Origin of the sequence: Nocardia sp. 852002-51101_SCH5132738 (genome assembly GCF_001665695.1) — a bacterium.
GTDB lineage: Bacteria > Actinomycetota > Actinomycetes > Mycobacteriales > Mycobacteriaceae > Nocardia > Nocardia nova.
Window position 1 is genome coordinate 38037 of sequence record NZ_LZML01000023.1, and the last position, 19837, is coordinate 57873.

A 19837-nucleotide genomic window follows, 5' to 3' on the forward strand; every position below is an offset into this window, starting at 1 on the left:
TCGCGGCTCGCGCCGCCGACCGGACGCGGGTGTCCCGCACACGACAGGAGGCGGCGTGACCGATCGGCTGATGTACCGGCGTGAGTTCTACATCGGAGGTAGGTGGGTACCACCTGCCGGCGACGAACGCTTCGCCGTGATCTCACCGTCCACCGAGGAAACCGTCGGCGAGGTGCCGGTGGCCCGCACGGCCGATATCGATCGGGCCGTCGCGGCCGCGCGCACCGCCTTCGACGAGGGCCCGTGGCGCCGGCTGTCGCCCGGCGAGCGCGCCGGCACGCTCGCTCGCGCCGCCGAACTGCTGCGCACACGCGAGGCCGATATCGCGGCCGTGACGGTCGACGAGATCGGCTGTCCGGTCAGCCAATCCAGACAGGCGCAGACCGGTATGGTCGCGGCGCTGTTCGACTATTACGCGGAGCTGATCCGCGACTTCGACTTCGAGCGCATCGTCACCGCCGGTGACCGGTCCGGCCTGGTCACCAGGGAACCGGTCGGCGTCGTCGCGGCCGTGGTGCCGTGGAATGCCCCGGTGACCCTGGCGGCGTGGAAGACCGCGCCGGCACTGGCCGCGGGGTGCACGGTGGTGATCAAACCGCCGCCGGAGTCGCCGCTGAGCAACTTCGTACTGGCCGAGGCGCTGGACGAAGCCGGAATACCCTCCGGCGCAGTCAATATCGTGCCCGGCGATCGAGAGGTCGGCGAGTATCTGGTCACCCATCCGGACACGGACAAGGTGGCCTTCACCGGGTCGACCGCCGCGGGTAAACGCATCATGAGCATGTGCGGTGAACGGGTGAAGCGGGTGTCGCTCGAGCTGGGCGGCAAGTCCGCGGCGGTCGTCACCGACGACGCCGATCTCGCGAACGTCCTGCCCGCGATCGTCAAGGGCGCGATGCATATGTCCGGTCAGGTTTGCGGTGCGCATACCCGGGTCCTGGTGCCGCGCAGCCGTTACGCCGAGGCGGTCGACGCCGCGGCGGCGGCAGCGGCAGCCGTCCGGGTCGGCGATCCCCACGATCCGGCGACCCTGATCGGTCCGCTGGTGGCGCAGCGGCAGCGCACCCGCGTCGAGCACTACATCGCTCTGGCCCGCGACGCCGGTGCGCGGGTGGTCACCGGCGGCGGCCGCCCGGCCGGGCTGCCGCGCGGCTGGTACGTGGAACCGACGATTCTGGCCGGCGTCGACAATGCGATGCGGGTGGCGCGGGAGGAGATCTTCGGTCCCGTGCTGTGCCTGATCCCGCACGACGGCGACGACGACGCCGTGCGTATCGCCAACGATTCGCCCTACGGCCTCTCCGGCGGGGTGTGGTCGGCGGACGCCGAGCGCGGACTGGCGATCGCCAAGCGGCTGCGCACCGGCAGCATCGCGATCAACGGCACCTATCCGCCGTTTCCCCGGGTGCCGTTCGGCGGCTTCAAGGAATCCGGACTCGGTCGCGAACTGGGGCCGGACGGACTGCACAGTTTTCTCGAACCCAGAAGTATCGGACTGCCGGCCGCACTGCGCTCGGATGCCGGAAACTGAACGGCCGCAGCGTCGTTCGGCAGTTGTTGCGCGAAGGAAGTGGTATCCGATGCGAACCGGATCACGGATGTGCGGTGCGGCGTTCGACGGCGAGTCGTTCGTCCGCGCCACGGTCGAATCGGCCGGACCCTGCCCCGCACGCGCGGACTACATCGAAATCTGTTTCTCCACCACCGAGGGTCGCTGGAAGTGGTGCTTCCCGGAACCGGATCCGGCGGACTGCCCGGCGGAGCCGACCACCGACCTCGCCTTCACCCTGGACAACTACGGCGCCCAGGCACATCCGATCGTCGGCGGGCGCATTCAACCGGCGATCCTCAGCGCGGCGGCGCTACCCATGGTGCTCGCCGGGACCCCGGTGCACATCTCCCGGCGCCTCGTGGTCATGTGCCGCTGACCGGCGCGGCGGCACACCGTCGCTCAGCCGGACAGCACTACCTCCCGGGCGGCGAGAAACCACGATCGCTCGAACAGTTCATCGGGCCCGGTCGGGCCGTGCGCGCGGAACCAGTCGATGCGCGTGCGCAGGCCGGTGAGGTCGTCGAAGTAGACCTCGTTCACCGCGTCGTAGGCGGTGCGGGTCGCGGCCACCGGATGGTTCTGCACATAGGCGCGGCCGCGGGCCGAGTCGGGTATCGCCACTGTCGCGGCGCCCGGTCGCCGCACGGTGCCCGCATGTGCGGTCCAGCGTGCCGCGAATTCTTCCGGCGTCAGGTTCGCCGCCCGCACCGCGACCGCCATATGTTTCATTCGAGCGCCGCCGTCGTCCCATCGGTGTCGCAGCCAGTCGCCGCCGCGCAGAACCTGTTCGCGGGCAATCACTTCCGTCGCACGGGCCGGGAGCGTCACCGTCTCGGCGGCATCGTCGCGTCGGGATCGCCACCGGTCGTGGCGCCGCAGATGCCGGATATCGCGAAACCATTCGGCGACCACACCGTCGTGCCGGGCATCCGGCCCGGTCAGATCGGGAAGGACGGTGCAGACCGCCACCCGGACCGGTCGCAGTCCGCTGGGCGCGTCGGCCGCCGCGGCACACAGCAGCGGCCACTGCCGGGCGAAACCGTCGAAGGACAGCTGCGGGGAGCGGGTGGCGAAACGCAGACGTTTGATCACGGCAGCGCCCCGCTCGCCTCGGAAACCGCTCCCTCCGAATGGTGTTCGGCCCGCCATGCCGCAATCCCGGCGCGCCAGCGCTCGATACCGCGTTCCTTGATCGGGCCGTAGCCCTTGATCGTCGCGGCCGAGGCCGCCAACTCCACCTGCCGGTCGTAGGGCACGTCCGCGCCGGCATCGGTGATCTCGGTGACGAGCCGCGCGTACTCCACGATGACGGCGCGTTCGGCGCGCCGGTCGCGGTCCCATCCGAACGGGTCGAACGGTGTGCCACGCAGGCGTTTCATCCGTCGCAGTGCCCGGAAGGCGAGCGAATAGGTCCGGCCCGCCGGCAGCTTCCGCGCCATTCCCAGACGCCGCAGTATCGGCGGGTGCAGGTGGTAGGTCAGCGCGTAGCCGCCGTCGAGCCCGAGTTCGGCGGCCACCGCGTCGTAGTCCGCGGCCAGATGCAAACGCGCGACCTCGTATTCGTCCTTGTAGGTCAGCAGGGCGAACCACGACTCGGCGACCGCGCGGGTCAGTTTCCACTCCCGTGCGGCATCGTCGCGCGCGGCCGCGTAACCGACGAGTTCGAGGTACCGACGCGCACGGCCCACGCTCTGGTAATCGATCACCTGAGCGGTCCGGCGACGCAGCACCTCGCGGAGCTCGGACGGCAGATTACGCTGCGCCACAAGTCTTTCCGCCGATGCAGTGGCCGCCGCCGTCGGCTCGTACCCGCGCGCGGTGGATGCCACGCGCTCGCCCCTCAACGCCGCCGCGACGGCCGCGGGATCGTGCACCAGCCAGCGACCCCAGTCGAACGCGAGCCGGTTGTCCGCCGCCGCCCGGCTGCGCCCCGCCAGCGCCTGCGCCATATGGGCCGCCGTCACCGGCACGCCACCCAGCTGAAAGGCCGCCCCCAGCAACACGACGTTCGCGGGAAGGTGATCGGCGAAGACGCGCTCGGCGACGCGTCGCGCATCGATGACCGAGGTTCGCGGCGCGCCGATCCGATCGGCGATCGCGGCTTCCAATGCCGCCACATCGGGGGCCGCGGTATGGCTCTGCAACATCGCCGCGGTCGGGGTGACGGTCCGGTCGACCACCGCAACGGCCTGCCCCGCACGGGCTTTCGCGAGGTGTTCGGCCGTGGCGGCCTGCAGGATGTCGCCCGACAGGTACAGATCCGCGCCGCCGCCGCTCACCGCCGCCGCACTCAGTCCCGCGCGATCGGCCGCCAGATGCAGATGCGACACCACGGCCCCCGCCTTCTGCGAGAGCCCGGTCTGATCCATCCCGCCGACCACCCAGCCCGCCGCCTCGGCGGCCCGCACCAGGATCCGGTTGGCGGTGACGATTCCGGTGCCGCCGATCCCGGTGAAGTAGATGCTGTAGCGCTCGCCGACCGCCGGCGGCACCGGCTCCGGCAACGATCCCGCCGGAAGTCGCGGCCGCTCACGCGGTGCTCGTTTCCGCCGGCGCCCAGCGGCTTTCGGCTCGATGGTGACGAAGGACGGACAGTCGCCGTCCAGGCAGGTGTAGTCACGATTGCACGAGGAATCGTGGATACGCCGCTTGGTGCCGAATTCGGTGTCCACCGGCAGCACCGACAGGCAGTTGCTCTTCGTGCCGCAGTCGCCACAGCCCTCACAGACCGCCTCGTTGATGACGACCCGGCGGGGCGGCTCCGGCAGCAGACCGCGTTTCCGCAGCCGCCGCGCCTCGGCCGCACACCGCTGGTCGTAGATGATCACCGTCACGCCGGGCACCGTTCGCAGCCGCTGCTGCACCTCGGCCAGCCGATCGCGGCCCAGCACCTTCACGCCCGGCGCCCATCGCGCGCGACGACCGTAGCGGCCGGGATCCTCGGCGCACACCACGATCTCGCGCACCCCCTCGGCCTGCAGTGCCCGGGTGAGGGCGGGCACGTCCCGCAGTCCGGTCACCTCCTGACCGCCGGTCATCGCGACCGCCGCGTTGTAGAGGATCTTGAAGGTGATGTCGGTTCCAGCGGCCACACTCGCGCGAACCGCGAGGATGCCGGAATGGGTCAGGGTGCCGTCACCGAGATTCTGGATCAGATGGGGCGCCGCGACGAACGGTGACAATCCGATCCACGGCACCCCCTCGGCGCCCATCGGCGTCGGCGGCAGCGTCGTCAGGTCGCGGTTACGGGCCTCGAAATACATGATGCCGTGACAGCCGACCCCGCCCCCGACCAGCGCGTCCTCCGGTACGACGGTGGACCGATTGTGCGGGCAGCCGCTGCAGTACGCGGGCGCGCGGGCCGGCGTCACCAGCAGCGGCAGATCGAGCCGAGGCGGCGTCGCCGGGCGCAGCGCCGGAAGAACACGGTCGAGAATGTCGCCCACGGCCTTCGGATCGAGCACACCGGATCCGGGCACCAGGGGCGCACCGTCGCGATCCCGCTTGCCCAGCACCGGAATTCGATGCCGGGCCTCGTGCAGCACCGCGCGCAGTTGCGTCTCGACGAACGGCCGCTTCTCCTCCACCACCAGCAACCGCCGCACCGAATCCGCGAACTCGACGACGGTCTCCTCGACCAGGGGGTAGGTCATGCCCAGCCGCAGGATGCGCACACCCGCCGCGGCGAGATCGGCAATGCGCACTCCGCGCTCCGACAACGCCTGCACCACATCGAAATACGTGGCGCCCGCGCACACGATCCCGAGTTCGGCAGTGTCCGGGCCGACCGTCCGGTCGAGGCCGTTGTGCCGGGCATAGGCGCGGGCCGCGCGCAGCCGATGCTCGTTGATCAGCTCTTCCTGGCCGGGCACCGCATGCGGGCCGATGGTCGCCTGCGGTCGATGCGACCAGGTCCGTCCCGCGATGGTGAGGTGCGGTTCGGCCGGATGATGGCGCGCGAGATCCGTGTCGACCGTGCCGATTCCGTCGGCGACGGCGGTGACGATCTTCAGTCCGACCCAGCATCCGGCATAGCGCGACATCCGGAAGGCGTGGATACCAAGGTCGAGGATGTCCTGCTGATCACCCGGAAACAGCACCGGCATGCCGGCGTCGGCGAAGGTGTACTGGCTGTCGCAGGCCAGGGTGGACGATTTCGCGGCCGGATCGTCACCACAGAACACCACCGCCCCGCCGCCCGGACCGGCCCCCATCGCATTGGCGTGTTTGAGTACGTCACCCGAGCGATCCAGGCCCGGCCCCTTGCCGTACCAGGCGCCCACCACGCCGTCGACACCGTCGTAGGCGAGGGCGGCGCCCATCTGGCTGCCCCAGACCGTGGCCGCCGCCAGCTCCTCATTCAGCCCGGGCCGGTGCACGATGCGATATCGCCGCGGTTCGTGCTGTTCCAGTTCCAGATCGAAACCGCCCAGCGGCGACCCCGGGTATCCGGAAACCATGGTGGCGGTGGTCGTCCCGTCGCGAAGGTCCAGCTCGTGGCGCAGGGCGAGCAGCCGCACCAGCGTCTGTACTCCCGAGAGCACCGGCGTCTGCGCCGTCACGGATAGATCCGGGGGTCGATGTAGGCGACAGCGCCGCCTTTGATCACCGTTCGCAGCTTCGAATGATCCTGCAACACAGTGATATCCACGGTCGGGTCGCCGTCGACGACGATCAGATCGGCCAGCAGTCCGGACCGGATCTCACCGGTGTCCAGACGCGCCGCCGGACCCATGTTGCGGGTGGCGGTGTGGATCGCCTCGATCGGGGACATGTCGATCAACTCGACATAGCGCTGCAGTTCCGCCGCGTAGGTGCCGTGCCGGGTCCACTGATGCCCGAAGTCGCCCCCCGAGAGAATCGGAATACCGGCGGCCTTCAGCTTGTGCAATCCGTCTATCTGAGCGCGTAATTCGTCGCGATAGCCGGACGCGTCGACCCGGTCCCGAGTGATGCCCCATCGCTCTGCCCGGCCCGCGACCACGGCGTACAGATAGTGCAGGCCCGGACATACCCAGACGTCGTCGCGGCGCGCCTCCAGCGCGGTCAGCGCCTCGTCGTCGAGGAAACAGGCGTGATGGATGATGCGGACGCCGGTGCGCGCGGCCATCGCCACACTGGCCGCACCGCGGGCGTGCACCGTGACGAAGGCGCCGTAGCGGTCCGCGACTTCCACTGCGGCCGAGAGCATCTCGTCGTTCATATAGACGTCCTCGGACGGATGCTCGGGCACCACGCCGTCGCCGGAGATGAACAGTTTGAGCGACCGCACGCCACTGTCGCACTGCCGGGCGACGACCTCGCGGATATCGCGGACCCCGTCCACGACCTCCATCAGGCCGCCCTCTTCGCCGCCGAGGCCCCCGCGCTCGGCGATCATCGCCCCGCAGGGAATCAGGCGCGGCCCCGCGATCAGACCCCGCTCCACCGCATCGTGGATGAGCAGATCGTCCTGCGGCTGGGTGGCTCCGGCACCGATCAGCAGCGTGTAACCGCTGTGCAGATAGGTTTTCGCCACGGCGGCGACGTCGAGGATGTGCCGCGCCGGCGGTGCCGCCGCGACGGCCGCGTGGTCGAAGACGAAATCCAGCGGCCAGCTGATATGTGTGTGCGCGTCACCCAGACCTGGCAACACCGTGGCGTCGCGCAGATCCACCACCCGCACGGCTCCCGGATCGACCGCGATGTCCGCACCGATCGAGACCTCGGCGATCCGATCCCCCTCGATCAGCACCGATCCCGGGCGCGGGCGTTCGGCGAGATCACCACCGCAGGTCAGGATCCGCCCATTGGTCAGCAGCATTCGCTCCGTCATCAGCGACCTCCAGTACTGAGCGAGTACTTACTTTATCACCGTAGGACCGTCACGAGAGTCGAATTCTTACTTTCGAGAATCATCCATCCACCCGTCAGCGCGCGCAACGGAATCCCGCGATGGGTACTTGTCGATCCCCCACCGGCGGCGTCGCAGCTGTCACCATGGTCTGCGGGACCCCCGCCGTCCCCACCGAGTCGAATCAGAGGAGCGTGATCGCATGCCCGCCGAAACCCCGGCGACCGAATCCGTGGATGCCGTCGTCATCGGCATGGGGCCCGGCGGCGAGGCCGTGGCGACCGAATTGGCGCGCGCCGGACTCGCGGTGGTGGGCGTCGAAGGCCGGTTGCTGGGCGGCGAATGCCCCTACTACGCCTGTGTGCCGACCAAGATGATGGTGCGCGCCGCCGAGACCCTGGCCGAGGCGCGCCGGGTCGGCACCCTCGCGGGAAGTGCCCAGGTGCATACGGATTGGGCGCCGGTGGCGAAGCGGATCCGCGACGAGGCGACCGACAACTGGGACGACAAGGTCGCGGTCGAACGATTCGAATCCGCCGGCGGCACCTTCGTGCGGGGCTGGGGGCGCATCACCGGTCCAGGCCAGGTCCGCGTCGATACCGCCGACGGACCGCGCGACTTCCGCGCCCTGCGGGCAATCGTGCTGAATCCCGGCACCGCCCCGTCCGTACCGCCGATCGAGGGTCTGGCCGACACCCCGTACTGGACCAATCGCGAGGCGGTGACCACCACCGAGGCGCCGGAATCGCTGATCGTGCTCGGCGGCGGACCGGTCGGCGCGGAATTCGCCCAGATCTTCTCGCGGTTCGGCGCCGAGGTGACGATGGTCGTGCGCAGCCGGCTGCTCCCGCGCGCCGAGCCCGAGGCTGCCGACCTGCTCGCGAAAGTCTTTGCCGAAGAGAGTATTTCGGTCCGAACCGGCGTCGAGGCCACCCGCATCGACCACGACGGCAGCTATTTCACCGTGCGGCTGAGCAACGGTGATCCGATCCGCGCCCAGCGCCTGCTGGTCGCCGCCGGCCGCTACACCGATCTGTCCGCACTTGGCGTCGGCGCCATCGGCCTGGACGAACAGGCGCACGGCATCCGGGTCGACGACCGGCTGCGCGCCGCCGAGGGGGTCTGGGCGATCGGGGACGTCACCGGACACGGCGCCTTTACCCACATGTCCATGTACCAGGCGCGCATCGCCGCCGCGGACATCCTCGGCTCCCTTACCGAACCCGCGCAGTATCACGCGGTTCCCAATGTCACCTTCACCGAACCGGAGGTGGGCGCGGTCGGGATGACGGAGTCGCAGGCCCGCGACGCCGGACTGAGCGTCTGGACCGGACGGGCCGAGGTCCCGGATTCGACCCGCGGCTGGATTCACGGGCCCGGCAACGCCGGATTCGTGAAGCTGGTCGCCGACGCCGATCGCGGCATTCTGGTCGGCGCCACCTCGGTCGGCCCGGTCGGTGGCGAGGTGCTGAGCGCCCTGGCCGTCGCGGTGCACGCCCGGGTGCCGGTCACCACGCTGCGGGAAATGATCTACGCCTACCCCACCTTCCACCGCGCGATCGAGGCCGCCCTCGCCGACCTCGGCTAGTACGGCCCATCTCGCGGAACCGGACGCGACGACGCGGATTCGGCCGCATAATCGGCCCATGGCCGATGCCGACGACGTCCGGCGAATTGCGCTGGGACTACCCGAGTCCACCGAAGCGCCGCATTTCGACATGCCGTCGTTCCGCGTCCACAAGGCGATCTTCGCGACCCTGCCCGACCCCACGCACGCCCACGTGATGGCGAGTGAAGCCGATATCCGGGAGGCCGTGGCGGAATATCCGGACTGCTGCACGGAGAAGTGGTGGGGCAAGCGCCTGTCGGCGGTCCGCGTCGACCTCGGCGCCGCCGACACCGGCCTACTGAGCGAATTGCTCACCGACGCCTGGCGACACAAGGCGCCGCGCACCCTGGTGCGCGCCTTCGACGCGGCTTCCGGATAGCCCGCATCGTCTGGTCCGCATCGTCGCCGAGCCGCTACCACTGGAGGAAAAATGCTGTCGCTGCAAGAGATTTCGGATCGGATCGAGATCGAGGATCTGATGGTCCGATACTCCCATGCCGTGGACACCCAGCAGTGGGATCTGCTCGACGACGTCTTCACCGCCGACGCGCAGATCGACTACTCGGCCATGGGCGGCGCCAGCGGGGGCCTGCCCGAGATCAAGAAGTTCCTCGCCACGGTGATGCCGAACTTTCCCGCCTTCCAGCATCTGATCAGCAATTCCTCCATCACCGTCGACGGCGATACCGCCACCGGCCGCACCATGTGCCACAACCCGATGCTCGTCGGCGAAGCGGAGGGCAAGCAGAACCTCATGCTGTGCGGCCTGTGGTACCTGGATACCTTCACCCGCGTGGACGGCGCCTGGCGGATCGCGCGGCGGGTCGAGGAGAAGAGCTACATGTTCCTGGCCGCCAGCCCCGGCTCCCAGTAAACGCCTCTATATAACCTGTTACTGTTCGCGCGTGCGGCTCGACATTTCCCCACCGTTGCAGCGCTGTTCGCCGAACCACCGCTGGGCGCGGGCTCCCCACAGGGCGGACGCGTGATCGCCGATTTCACCGAGCACTGGCTGCTCTACTGCTCGATTCCGGTGATCGCCGCCTTCATCGGCTGGACCACCAAACTCGTCGCCGTCGAAATGCTGTGCCGTCCGTTGGAATTCCGCGGCATCCCACCCTGGTTCGGGTGGCAGGGCGTGATTCCGAAGGCGGCGCCGAGGATGGCGACGATCGCGGTGGACCTGATGTTCTCGCGGCTGATCGATCCGCAGGAGATCCTCGGCCGCATCGACGTCGCCGAGCTCACCACCACCCTGCGCGAACCGCTCGACGACGCCGTCGCGCACACCGTCGACGAGTTGATGATGCGCTACGAACCGCGGCTGTGGGTGACCATGCCGCAGTTCGCCCGCGAGGCGATGATCCGCCGGGTCCAGCGCGATGTCCCCGACCTCATCGACGAGATCGTCACCGACCTGCGGACCAATCTCGACCAGATCATGGATCTGCGGTCCATCGCCATCGACACCCTGGTCAACGACAAGGCGCTGCTGGTGGAGATGGTGCGCCGGGTGGGCCATCACGAACTGCGCTTCATCGTGCGCTCCGGCCTGTTGTTCGGCACCCTGCTGGGCTTCGTCCAGATGATCACCTGGGCCTTCACCCACTCCTCGTGGCTGATGCCGCTGTTCGGCGGATTCACCGGCCTGGTCACCGACTGGCTGGCGTTGCAGATGATCTTCCGACCTGTGCGGCCGTGGCGGATCTTCGGCCGCATCGGCTGGCAGGGGCTGTTCCACAAGCGCCGCGAACAGGTCTGCGTCGACTACGGCGACCTGATCGCCACCGAAATCCTCACCCCGGCCAAGATGCTCGAGGCGGTCCTCAACGGCGAGCGCTCGGACCGGCTGGCCTCGATTCTGGCGCGACGGATGGACGAATTCATCGATACGCAGTCCGCACCCGCGCGACCGCTGGTGATGCTGGTCGCCGGCGATTCCATCACCCGGGTCAAACGCGAGATCGTGCCCGAGATGCTGGCCTACATCCGCAGTGCCGCAGCCGGATTCGAAGATCACGCGATGCGCACGCTGGATCTGCGCAGTCTGGTGATCGAGAAGACCCGCCAGCTCACCGACGACGAATACGAAGGGTTGCTGCGCCCGGCGTTCAAACAGGACGAGTGGAAACTGGTCGCCATCGGCGGTGTGCTCGGCTTTCTGGTGGGTGAACTGCAGGTGCACCTGCTGCTCAGCTGAGGCCATCTACGCAGCGCGCTGACCTGCGGATTCGCGGTTGCGCGCCGCCATCGGCTATTGTTTTTCTCGCACCGCCGCGAGGCGGGATGCGGATGTAGCGCAGTTGGTAGCGCATCACCTTGCCAAGGTGAGGGTCGCGGGTTCGAATCCCGTCATCCGCTCCACGAAAGTACCGGACCGGTAGCGTCGAGCCATCCTGCTCGCAGCCGAAGTCCACTTCCTTCTCTCGTTCCGTCACGGGGTTATCGAAAGTCCCGATCCCGACAAGCTCCCAGCAGCGGGCAGTCGACCACAGCCTGTCGGCGACATCGATTCGTAAAATCCTGTGCGCGTTCCGCATTCGACTCCGCCGGGGCACCACTCACTGCCCGGCCGTCGTCTCGGCGAGACCGCGATGTTGCTCGTAGCATCCACCTCAGGAAGGACGCATGTCCACCACTACCGAATCCGCGCTGGACGATCTGTATGCGGCCATCGAGAAATCCGCGCGGCTGGCGAACGTCGCCTGCACTCCGGACGCTGTGTGGCCGCTCCTGAACGCATACGGCCCGATGCTCACGCAATCGGTGATCTCTTTCCGGGTGGTCACCCAAGCCCGTCGCTCGGGCGACCTCGACTATCGCTTTCTCACGCTGCCGAAAGACATCGACCCGTACGACATCGCGCGTTCGAACGGGCTGATCCCGGAGACCGATCATCCGATCGGCTCACTGCTGGACCAGGTCCGCACGCGCTTCCCCGTGGACAGCTACGGCATCGACATCGGTGTGGCCGGCGGCTTCAAGAAGATCTGGCCGTTCTTTCCCGCGGACGGCGTGCAGAACGTGCCGGAACTCGCCGCACTCCCCTCCATGCCGGCCGGTCTCGCCGACCACGCCGATATGTTCGCCCGGCACGGCCTGGCGGACAAGGTCGGCCTCCTCGGCATCGACTACCACGACAAGACGATGAACGTGTACTTCCCCGGGCTCACCGCCGACCACTTCGCACCCGACGCCATCGCGTCTCTGCATCGGGATGCCGGATTCCCGGAACCCAGCGCGCAATTCCTCTCGCTCACCGCGAAGGCATTCGACATATACGCCACGTTCAGCTGGGAATCGTCGCGGATCGAGCGCCTGTGCTTCCCGGTCATCACACCCGACCCGGCCGCCCTCCCCGTCCCGATCGACCCGCACTTCCTGGAACTCGCCGACCAGGTCCCCTACGCCACGAACGACCGGCGATACACCTATGCCGCCACCTCGTCGCCCGAGGGCGAGTCCTACAAATTCAGCTGGTTCTACCAGTGGCAGCCCAGGATTTTGGACAAGATGAAGACATCCGATTCGTAACCGCTCGCGGCACACGAATGTGCGGGACCGGGCCCCGCAGCGGAAACCCGGCCCCGCGGTCGGCTACCGGGTGTGGGTCGGCAGCTGACGGTCCGATCCCCCTATGTGCGCCCGCCGCAGACGATGTCGACAGCGCGCGCGAGGATGTCTAGGCCGTGATCCAACTCGGAATCCGTAATGGTCAGCGGTGGAAGCAGTTTCACCACCTCGTCGTTGGCGCCCGAGGTTTCCACGAGCAATCCCTCCTCGAAGGCGACCCGGCTCACCTTGCCCGCCTCGGAGGCGTCGTCGAAGACCAGGCCGTGCACCAGACCGCGGCCCCGCGTGGACAATCCGCCCACCGCATCCGCCACCCGCGCCAAGGCGGTGCGCACCCGCTCACCGCGGGCCAGCGTGGAGAGCTCGAGCCGGTCGTCACGCCAGTACTCCTCCAGCGCCACCCGCGCCGTGACGAACGCGGGATTGTTACCGCGGAAGGTGCCGTTGTGCTCACCGGGCGCCCACTGGTCGAGCTCGCGTTTCATCAGCACCAGCGCCATCGGCAGGCCGTAGCCGCCGATCGACTTCGAGAGCGTGACGATATCCGGGGTGATGCCCGCGGTCTCGAAGGAGAAGAACGGTCCGGTCCGCCCGTAGCCCATCTGCACATCGTCGACGATCAGCAGAATTCCGCGCGTCGCGACCAGCTCCGCGAGCCGGCGCAACCACTCCGCGCCGGCGATGTTCACCCCGCCCTCGCCCTGCACCGTCTCCACGATCACGGCCGCCGGTTTGTCCACCCCCGAGGACGTGTCGTCGAGCATCCGCTCGATCCACGCCAATTCGTCCGCACCACCCAGGTAGCCGTCGTAGGGCATCGGATGGACATGCGGCAGCGGCACGCCGGCCCCCGCCCGCTTGGCGGCGTTACCGGTCACGGCCAGCGCACCCAGCGTCATACCGTGAAAGGCGTTGGTGAAATTCACCACGTTGCTGCGCCCGGTGATCTTGCGGGCCAGCTTCAGCGCCGCCTCCACCGCGTTCGCCCCGGTCGGGCCGGGGAATTGCACCTTGTAGTCGAGCCCGCGCGGGACGAGGATCAGATCGCGCACCGCCTCGAGCAGATCACGCTTGGCGACCGTCGACATATCCAAGCCGTGAATGAGCCCGTCGCGGGACAGATAGTCCAGCAGGGCCGCCTTCAGGATCGGATTGTTGTGCCCGTAGTTGAGCGCGCCGGCTCCGGCGAAGAAGTCGAGGTATTCACGACCCTGCTCGTCACGGAGCCAGGCGCCGCGGGCGGTGTCGAAGACCGTCGGCCAGACCCGGCAGTATCCACGCACATCCGATTCCAGCGTTTCGAAAACGGTGGTCATAGGCGGTCCTCAGGGGCGGGAGCCACCGCGGCGACCCCAGTGTGAAACATGACTGTTTCTAACACTGCGATGGAGGTCGCGGCAAGGTTTTGCGCGAATCCACATCGACCCCGGCAACGGCCGGGACATCGCCCGGCGTGCCGCGACAGACGGGGCCGGCAACCGTCGAGCATCCGAGCACGCCCGGCCGTCGGGTGCGACGACCATACCGACCGCCCGGACTTCCCCACTCCGGTTCTTCGAAATTCGCTCGCCGGGTGAGCGACCACGTCGTATTCTGGACGACTTGTGCGCGCACTCTCGGGGGTTTATTCACGTCTGTTCGGCGCCGGCTTCAGGCGCCAATGGAATTACCGGTCGGCCGTCTTCGCGGGCCTGGCCGCCAATGTCGTATTCGGCCTGATCCGCGCCGCGGTGATGATCGCGGCGGCGCGCTCCACACCGGGCTTCGGCGGCTACACCGGTGCGTCGATCGGCGCCTACGTGTGGTTGTCGCAGGCCATGCTGGGCGCCCTGCGGGTGATGGGGCCGCCGCACGATATCGCGGAGCGGGTACGCACCGGCGATGTCGCGGTCGATCTGCAACGCCCCATCGATATCCAATTCTTCTATCTGGCAACCGATCTCGGCGGTTCGGCGTGCACACTGGCACTGCGCGGCCTGCCCTCCATCGCCACGGGTCTGATCACGGCGCAACTGGTGTTGCCCGGCACCTTCGCGCCGTATCTGCTCGGCGCCGTCAGTGTCGTTGCGGCCGTGACGCTTTCACTGCTGCTGTTGTTCTCGGTGAGCCTGCTGGGATTCTGGCTGATCGAGACGCGCGGGGTCAGAATGCTCTACCAGATCCTGTCCACGTTCCTCGCCGGTCTCTACGTACCCATCCACCTGTTTCCGGCGCCGTTGGCCGCTGCCGCACAATTGACCCCGTTTCCCTGGCTGCTCCAGGGGCCGGTCGACGTGATGTCCGGTCGCGCAACGGGTTCGGCGGCCTGGGCGGTGATCGGCATGCAGGTGCTGTGGATCGTGATCGCGATCGGCATCGGCCGGGCTCTGATCGCGGCGGGCCGCCGCAAACTGGAGGTGCAGGGTGGCTGAGCTCGCACCGTACGGCAGCCGGCTCACACCCTATGTGGCCGTGCTGCGCTCGCGGATGCGCTCACAGCGCGCCTATCCGCTGTCGTTCGCCACCGACCTGTTCTCCTCCCTGCTGATCGGCGTGGTCGAATTCGCCGAAATGTGGTTGATCTACCACAACGTCACCGCCCTGGGCGGGCTGAACTCGACTCAGATGCTGCTGCTGTTCGGCCTGTCCAATTTGAGCTTCGCGCTCGCGCAGATCGCCGTCGGCCACACCGACACCCTGGCGACCTACATTCGGCTGGGCACCCTCGACGCCTTCCATCTGCGACCCCAGCCCCTGCTGCTCCAGCTGATCACCAGCGATGTGTCGCTGCGGCGGCTGTCGCGGGCCACCGTCGCGGCGGTGGTCCTGACCGCCGGCCTGATCGGCAACGATATCGAGTGGAGCCCAGCGCATATCGCGCTCGCGGTGAGCAGCGTAGTGAGCGGGATCGCCATCTTCGCCGGACTGTTCGTCTGCGCCGCGGGCCTGCAATTCCACCTGGTGGACGGCTCGGAGCTCACCAACAGCTTCACCTACGGCGGATCCTTCGCCGCCCAGCAGCCGAGTTCGGTGTTCTCCGGACCGCTGCGGGCGCTGTTCGGATTCGCGATCCCGGTGTCGTTCGTCGCCTATCTGCCCACGATCGCCCTGCTCGGCCTGCCCGGACCGCGGTGGCTGCCCGCCGAGCTCGCCTGGTTCGGACCTTTTGCGGCACTGTGGGTTTGGATAATGGCTTCGACGCTGTGGCGCATCGGGGTACGCCACTATCAGGGAGGGGGCGGATGAACACCGTCGAAGTATCGGAACTGACCAGACAATTCGTGCTCCGGCGCAGTGCGCGGGGCCGCCGCAGACGCGTGCGCGAGGTGCTGACCGCCGTGGATTCGATGAGCTTTCGCATCGAATCCGGTTCGGCGGTCGGCTATATCGGCGCCAACGGAGCCGGCAAATCCACCACGATCAAGATGCTCACCGGCATCCTGGTGCCGACCTCGGGCACGGTACGCACCTGCGGACTGGATCCGGTGCGCCGGCGGCGCGAACTGGCCGGCCGGATCGGCGTGGTGTTCGGACAGCGGTCACAGCTGTGGTGGGATCTGCCGCTGCGCGAATCGTTCACCATCCTGGCCGCGATCCATCGCCTGGAACCGGCCGCGGCCCGCCGCCGCACGGACGAACTCGTCGAACAGCTCGAGATGGCGCACACCCTCGACACCCCGGTCCGTCAGCTCTCCCTCGGTCAGCGCATGCGCGCCGAAATCGCCGCGGCGCTGCTGCATCGCCCGGAGCTGCTGATTCTCGACGAGCCGACCATCGGACTGGACGTACTGTCCAAACAGCGGCTGCGGGAGTTCCTGCGCCGGGAACGGGCGGACAGCGGCACCACCCTGCTGCTCACCACCCACGATATGGGCGATATCGAGCGCCTCTGTGAACGGGTGCTGGTGGTCGACCACGGCCGTCTCGCCTACGACGGCACGCTGCCGGGACTGGCGCGCACCGTCGGCGCGCGGCGCGTCCTGGTCGTCGATCTGGCCCGGCCCAGCGCCGATCTCACCGACCTCGCGGGGGCGACACTGCTGGCGGCCGAGGCCGACGGCATGCGGCAGCGGCTGGCATTCGATCCCGAAATCTCCACCGCCGCCCAGCTTCTCGCCGCCATCTCGAACCGGGTCGAGGTGCGCGACCTGTCCATCGAGGAACCCGATATCGAGGATGTGGTGCGCCGCATCTACTCCGCCGGAGACGGCACCGCCCCGGCGCCGTCGGACGCCGGGGCGGTTGCCCGGGGCGCGATCCCCGGGGACGAGGCGGAATCAGCCGCCGAACGACCCGGTGAACAGGGTGTTCAGAACGCCGCTGAGGGCGGCGCTGCCGGTGTCGAGAATGCCGTTCAGCGCGGCGCTACCGGTGTCGATGATGACCGGAATCATGCTTCTACCTCTCTCTAGGGGGGCATAGGCCGTCGATGCCCTTGCCGGGCGATCGACCAGACCCACCCTGCTGGCCGGAACTTAATCGCCGCTGGCCGGTAGCTGAGAGGGACGTAAGAGCCGCTGTGTGGAGTGTCTCCGTAACGAAAACGATTGCGGTGCCGATGGCAAATCGACTCTAGCGCTTGTCGTCTGGGCGATTGCTGTCCGACGAGTACAAGCTGACCTCACCGCCCTCGCCGAGAAATGCGTTGACCAGCATGATCCGCTCGGCCTGCATGGCGTCGGCGTCCGGTGCGGCGGTGGTGATCGAAATCTGCGGAATGGCAGCCCAGTTCACGACATAGCGCTCGGGCGGACCTTCCGCGCCGGAGACGTGCGCGAGGCGAAAGACCGAGACTGTCCGACGTTCCATCAGATCTCGCACCACCTCGGCGATTCGCTCGGGATCTTCGAGAGCGAACAGGAAGCCGAAGGTCAGCTCCGGCGAAGAGACATAGGCGGGCACAAATCTTCAGGCTAGCCACCCGTGACCGGTCGCGCAGGCGCCGCGCCGCCGATGGTGGATCTTCGCGATCATGTGATCCCGGCGTGATGCGTATAACGATTGTCCGGCACCTTGGGTGTTCCGCGCGTCAACCGTTGCATGCCAAGTCAGGACACGCTTTCCTGAATATGTCCCCGCATTCGGACACGTCTTTCGCATCGTCGCGGATATCCCGGTTCGTACACCCGTGAGCAGTGCGACCGAACAGCCGGAGTCCGATTCCGCGGGACTACGCCGGAGCCGAGGGGAGCCCCTCCCCGAAACCTCCTCGGCCCTGGCGTAACCAGATTCCGACCGCTGAGACGAGGGTGGGAGACGATGGCGACCGCATACGCCGGTGACAACGACGCGACCGGCGCACTTCCGTCGGTATCCGCACTACTGCGCGCATTCCGGTCCACGACGCCACCGCCCGGCGACCATCCGGTGCTGGAGGCGGCCCGGCAGCTGGTCCACTGCCACGAACTACGCCGGCACGCCTACCGGGAGGCGCAGGCGCCGAAGGCGTCGAGCGCGCGCGTGGCCGGCGCCAGCCGCCTGGTCGACCACATCGATCGCGAACGCACCCGGCTAGTCGAATGCATCGACGTCTGGGTGGCCGACAACATCGCGCACCGCGAGGGCGCCTCGCTGCATACCGAAACCCTCGGTGCGGTCATCGACCGGATGGCCGGAAAATGGGTCGCCGCCCATCATGCGCTCGGACTGCCCGCCTCGAACCATCCGACGGACGAACTCCCCGCCTCCACACCGGACGGCGAGGCACACCTGCACTGGGTGCGCCTCGCCGAACTGGCCGACGGCTACAAGGATCTGATCACCGATATCGCCGAACACCGGCGTCGGCTGCCGGTGTTCTGACTCCGCTCAGTGCTTCGGATCGACGATTTCCACATCGGCATCGATGATGGGTTGGGCCGCATTCACATTCGCCGCCGAGTCGGGCTCGTCGATCAACACATCCGGTTCGTCGCGACCGGTGTTCACCCCGGCCGCCGCCTCCCGATCACGGTGCGCCGCGGCCGCGGCCTCCCGCATTTCGATGGCGTCGGTGATCCAGTCACCGATTTCGCGCGTCACTTCCGAGACCGTGCCGGTAATGATCGTTGCGATATTGCCGACGTGTCGTGCCCCGGAGGATGTCAGCTCCTGGATCAGATCCTTGTTGCTCTCGAATTTTCCGATCATCTACCCGCCCACCTCGCTCGGCTCGACCTGCCGCTCTCGCATCACGATAACACCAGGCTGCGAGCCTTTCCCGACGATGGCCGGGGGAAGGGCGAGCGTGCAGATCTTGAGCCAGACCGAGCCGACCTGTTTGCTGAGCCGGCCGGTGTTGTAGGGCAGGCCGTACTTCTCGCACAGTGCGCGCACCTCGGGTGCGATCTCCGGATAGCGGTTGGCCGGCAGGTCCGGGAACAGGTGGTGTTCGATCTGGTGGGACAGGTTGCCCGACAGGATGTGGAACAGTTTGCTGCCGCTGATGTTGGCCGAGCCGAGCATCTGCCGCACGTACCACTCGCCGCGCGTCTCGTTCTCGGTCTCCTCTTCGGTGAACGTCTGTACGCCCGACGGGAAGTGTCCGCAGAAGATGATCGAGTACGCCCAGACGTTGCGCACCAGGTTGGCGGTCACGTTGCCGGCCAAAGTGGAGACGAACAGCGGGCCGCTCAGCAGCGGGAAGACGATGTAGTCCTTGAGCACCTGCCGGCCCGCCTTGCGGATCTGCCCCTTGGCCAGGCGCTTGATATCCGACCACTTCCGCTTGCCCTTGACGATGTTGTCGGCCTCGAGGTCGTGCAGCATCACGCCCCACTCGAACAACAGCATCAGCGCCAGCGCGTACACCGGGTTGCCCAGGTAGTACGGGTTCCACTGCTGGCCCTCGTCGATGCGCAGCACGCCGTAGCCGATGTCACGGTCACGACCGTGGATGTTGGTGTAGGTGTGGTGCATGTAGTTGTGCGAATGCTTCCACTGATCGGCCGGGCACACCGTATCCCATTCGAACACACGGGAATTGAGGCCGGGTTCGCGCATCCAGTCCCACTGGCCGTGCATGACGTTGTGGCCGATCTCCATATTGTCCAGAATCTTGGACAGGCTCAGCGCCGCCACTCCGGCCAGCCAGAACGGCGGCAGGAAGCCCAGGTACATCAGGCCGCGCCCGGCGATCTCGAACCCGCGCTGCGCCTTGATGATCGAGTAGATGTATTCGCGATCGCGCTCCCCCAGATCAGCGGTGATGCGGTCGCGCAGCGCGTCCAGCTCGCGGCCGATCTCGGCGACCTGTTCCGGCGACAGGACCAGCGGTCCGTTCTCGGTTTCGGTGAGTATGGTCATGACGGTT

The 19837-nt window shown here is 67.7% G+C and carries 18 protein-coding genes and 1 tRNA gene; 12 read left to right on the forward strand and 7 right to left on the reverse strand.

Annotated elements, in window-relative coordinates; genetic code table 11:
- Nucleotides 1-70 precede the first annotated feature (70 nt).
- Nucleotides 71-1531 carry an aldehyde dehydrogenase gene (locus tag A5789_RS02785; RefSeq protein ID WP_197516545.1) on the forward strand — a complete coding sequence of 487 codons (1461 nt, stop codon included), beginning with the start codon at nucleotides 71-73 and terminating at the stop codon, nucleotides 1529-1531.
- Nucleotides 1532-1580: 49 nt separating this feature from the next.
- Nucleotides 1581-1928 (forward strand): hypothetical protein, encoded by a 348-nt coding sequence (locus A5789_RS02790; protein WP_146098773.1) that lies wholly within the window; start codon nucleotides 1581-1583, stop codon nucleotides 1926-1928.
- A 23-nt stretch (nucleotides 1929-1951) separates the two neighbouring features.
- Here the strand turns inward: A5789_RS02790 and A5789_RS02795 are convergent, their stop codons facing one another.
- Genes A5789_RS02795 through A5789_RS02805 form a run of 3 tightly spaced genes read right to left on the reverse strand, consistent with a single transcriptional unit; the run spans nucleotide 1952 to nucleotide 7367 of the window.
- A complete protein-coding gene (locus tag A5789_RS02795; RefSeq protein WP_063015368.1) occupies nucleotides 1952-2644 on the reverse strand; it encodes a hypothetical protein in 693 nt (230 codons plus the stop codon).
- The gene (locus A5789_RS02800) at nucleotides 2641-6114 is read right to left on the reverse strand and encodes an indolepyruvate ferredoxin oxidoreductase family protein (protein ID WP_064906443.1); all 3474 of its coding nucleotides are present in this window, start codon (nucleotides 6112-6114) and stop codon (nucleotides 2641-2643) included. The genes A5789_RS02795 and A5789_RS02800 overlap by 4 nt, the downstream gene beginning before the upstream one ends.
- Nucleotides 6111-7367: an amidohydrolase family protein gene (locus A5789_RS02805; RefSeq protein WP_064906441.1), complete on the reverse strand. Its 1257-nt coding sequence runs from the start codon at nucleotides 7365-7367 to the stop codon at nucleotides 6111-6113. The genes A5789_RS02800 and A5789_RS02805 overlap by 4 nt, the downstream gene beginning before the upstream one ends.
- Before the next feature lie 220 nt (nucleotides 7368-7587).
- On the opposite strand from A5789_RS02805, the gene A5789_RS02810 reads away from it, so the two are divergent.
- From A5789_RS02810 to A5789_RS02835, 6 genes are all read left to right on the forward strand, one after another.
- Complete coding sequence (locus tag A5789_RS02810; protein WP_063015365.1) at nucleotides 7588-8973, forward strand: NAD(P)/FAD-dependent oxidoreductase; 1386 nt, start codon at nucleotides 7588-7590, stop codon at nucleotides 8971-8973.
- Nucleotides 8974-9031: 58 nt separating this feature from the next.
- Nucleotides 9032-9373, forward strand: a complete 342-nt coding sequence (locus A5789_RS02815) for an MmcQ/YjbR family DNA-binding protein (protein ID WP_064906439.1) — start codon at nucleotides 9032-9034, stop codon at nucleotides 9371-9373.
- A 51-nt stretch (nucleotides 9374-9424) separates the two neighbouring features.
- A complete protein-coding gene (locus A5789_RS02820; protein WP_063015363.1) occupies nucleotides 9425-9868 on the forward strand; it encodes a nuclear transport factor 2 family protein in 444 nt (147 codons plus the stop codon).
- A gap of 111 nt (nucleotides 9869-9979) precedes the next feature.
- Nucleotides 9980-11194 carry a DUF445 domain-containing protein gene (locus A5789_RS02825; RefSeq protein WP_064906436.1) on the forward strand — a complete coding sequence of 405 codons (1215 nt, stop codon included), beginning with the start codon at nucleotides 9980-9982 and terminating at the stop codon, nucleotides 11192-11194.
- An 88-nt stretch (nucleotides 11195-11282) separates the two neighbouring features.
- A tRNA-Gly gene (locus tag A5789_RS02830) sits at nucleotides 11283-11358 on the forward strand.
- Nucleotides 11359-11622: 264 nt separating this feature from the next.
- Nucleotides 11623-12528 (forward strand): aromatic prenyltransferase, encoded by a 906-nt coding sequence (locus A5789_RS02835; protein ID WP_063015362.1) that lies wholly within the window; start codon nucleotides 11623-11625, stop codon nucleotides 12526-12528.
- 101 nt (nucleotides 12529-12629) lie between these two features.
- Here the strand turns inward: A5789_RS02835 and ectB are convergent, their stop codons facing one another.
- On the reverse strand, nucleotides 12630-13883 hold the full coding sequence (gene ectB, locus A5789_RS02840; RefSeq protein ID WP_064906435.1) for a diaminobutyrate--2-oxoglutarate transaminase: 1254 nt from the start codon (nucleotides 13881-13883) through the stop codon (nucleotides 12630-12632).
- A gap of 288 nt (nucleotides 13884-14171) precedes the next feature.
- Between ectB and A5789_RS02845 the strand changes: the two genes are divergently transcribed.
- From A5789_RS02845 to A5789_RS02855, 3 genes are read left to right on the forward strand one after another with little or no spacing between them, the layout of a single operon-like run.
- Entirely contained in the window at nucleotides 14172-14978 is an 807-nt protein-coding gene (locus tag A5789_RS02845; RefSeq protein WP_063015360.1) for an ABC-2 family transporter protein, read from the forward strand.
- The gene (locus tag A5789_RS02850) at nucleotides 14971-15792 is read left to right on the forward strand and encodes an ABC transporter permease (protein WP_063015359.1); all 822 of its coding nucleotides are present in this window, start codon (nucleotides 14971-14973) and stop codon (nucleotides 15790-15792) included. The genes A5789_RS02845 and A5789_RS02850 overlap by 8 nt, the downstream gene beginning before the upstream one ends.
- Entirely contained in the window at nucleotides 15789-16958 is a 1170-nt protein-coding gene (locus A5789_RS02855; RefSeq protein ID WP_227462805.1) for an ATP-binding cassette domain-containing protein, read from the forward strand. Before A5789_RS02850 ends, A5789_RS02855 begins: the two co-directional genes overlap by 4 nt.
- Before the next feature lie 160 nt (nucleotides 16959-17118).
- On the opposite strand, the gene A5789_RS02860 is transcribed toward A5789_RS02855, so the two are convergent.
- The gene (locus tag A5789_RS02860) at nucleotides 17119-17448 is read right to left on the reverse strand and encodes a hypothetical protein (RefSeq protein ID WP_063015358.1); all 330 of its coding nucleotides are present in this window, start codon (nucleotides 17446-17448) and stop codon (nucleotides 17119-17121) included.
- Between the two features lie 357 nt (nucleotides 17449-17805).
- Here A5789_RS02860 and A5789_RS02865 point away from each other — a divergent pair, with 357 nt between their 5' ends.
- On the forward strand, nucleotides 17806-18348 hold the full coding sequence (locus A5789_RS02865) for a DUF4254 domain-containing protein (protein ID WP_063015357.1): 543 nt from the start codon (nucleotides 17806-17808) through the stop codon (nucleotides 18346-18348).
- 6 nt (nucleotides 18349-18354) lie between these two features.
- Here A5789_RS02865 and A5789_RS02870 read toward each other — a convergent pair whose 3' ends face one another.
- Both A5789_RS02870 and A5789_RS02875 read right to left on the reverse strand, forming a co-directional pair.
- Complete coding sequence (locus A5789_RS02870) at nucleotides 18355-18675, reverse strand: hypothetical protein (protein WP_063030418.1); 321 nt, start codon at nucleotides 18673-18675, stop codon at nucleotides 18355-18357.
- Nucleotides 18676-19830, reverse strand: a complete 1155-nt coding sequence (locus A5789_RS02875) for an acyl-CoA desaturase (protein ID WP_063015355.1) — start codon at nucleotides 19828-19830, stop codon at nucleotides 18676-18678.
- Between the last annotated feature and the right edge of the window lie 7 nt (nucleotides 19831-19837).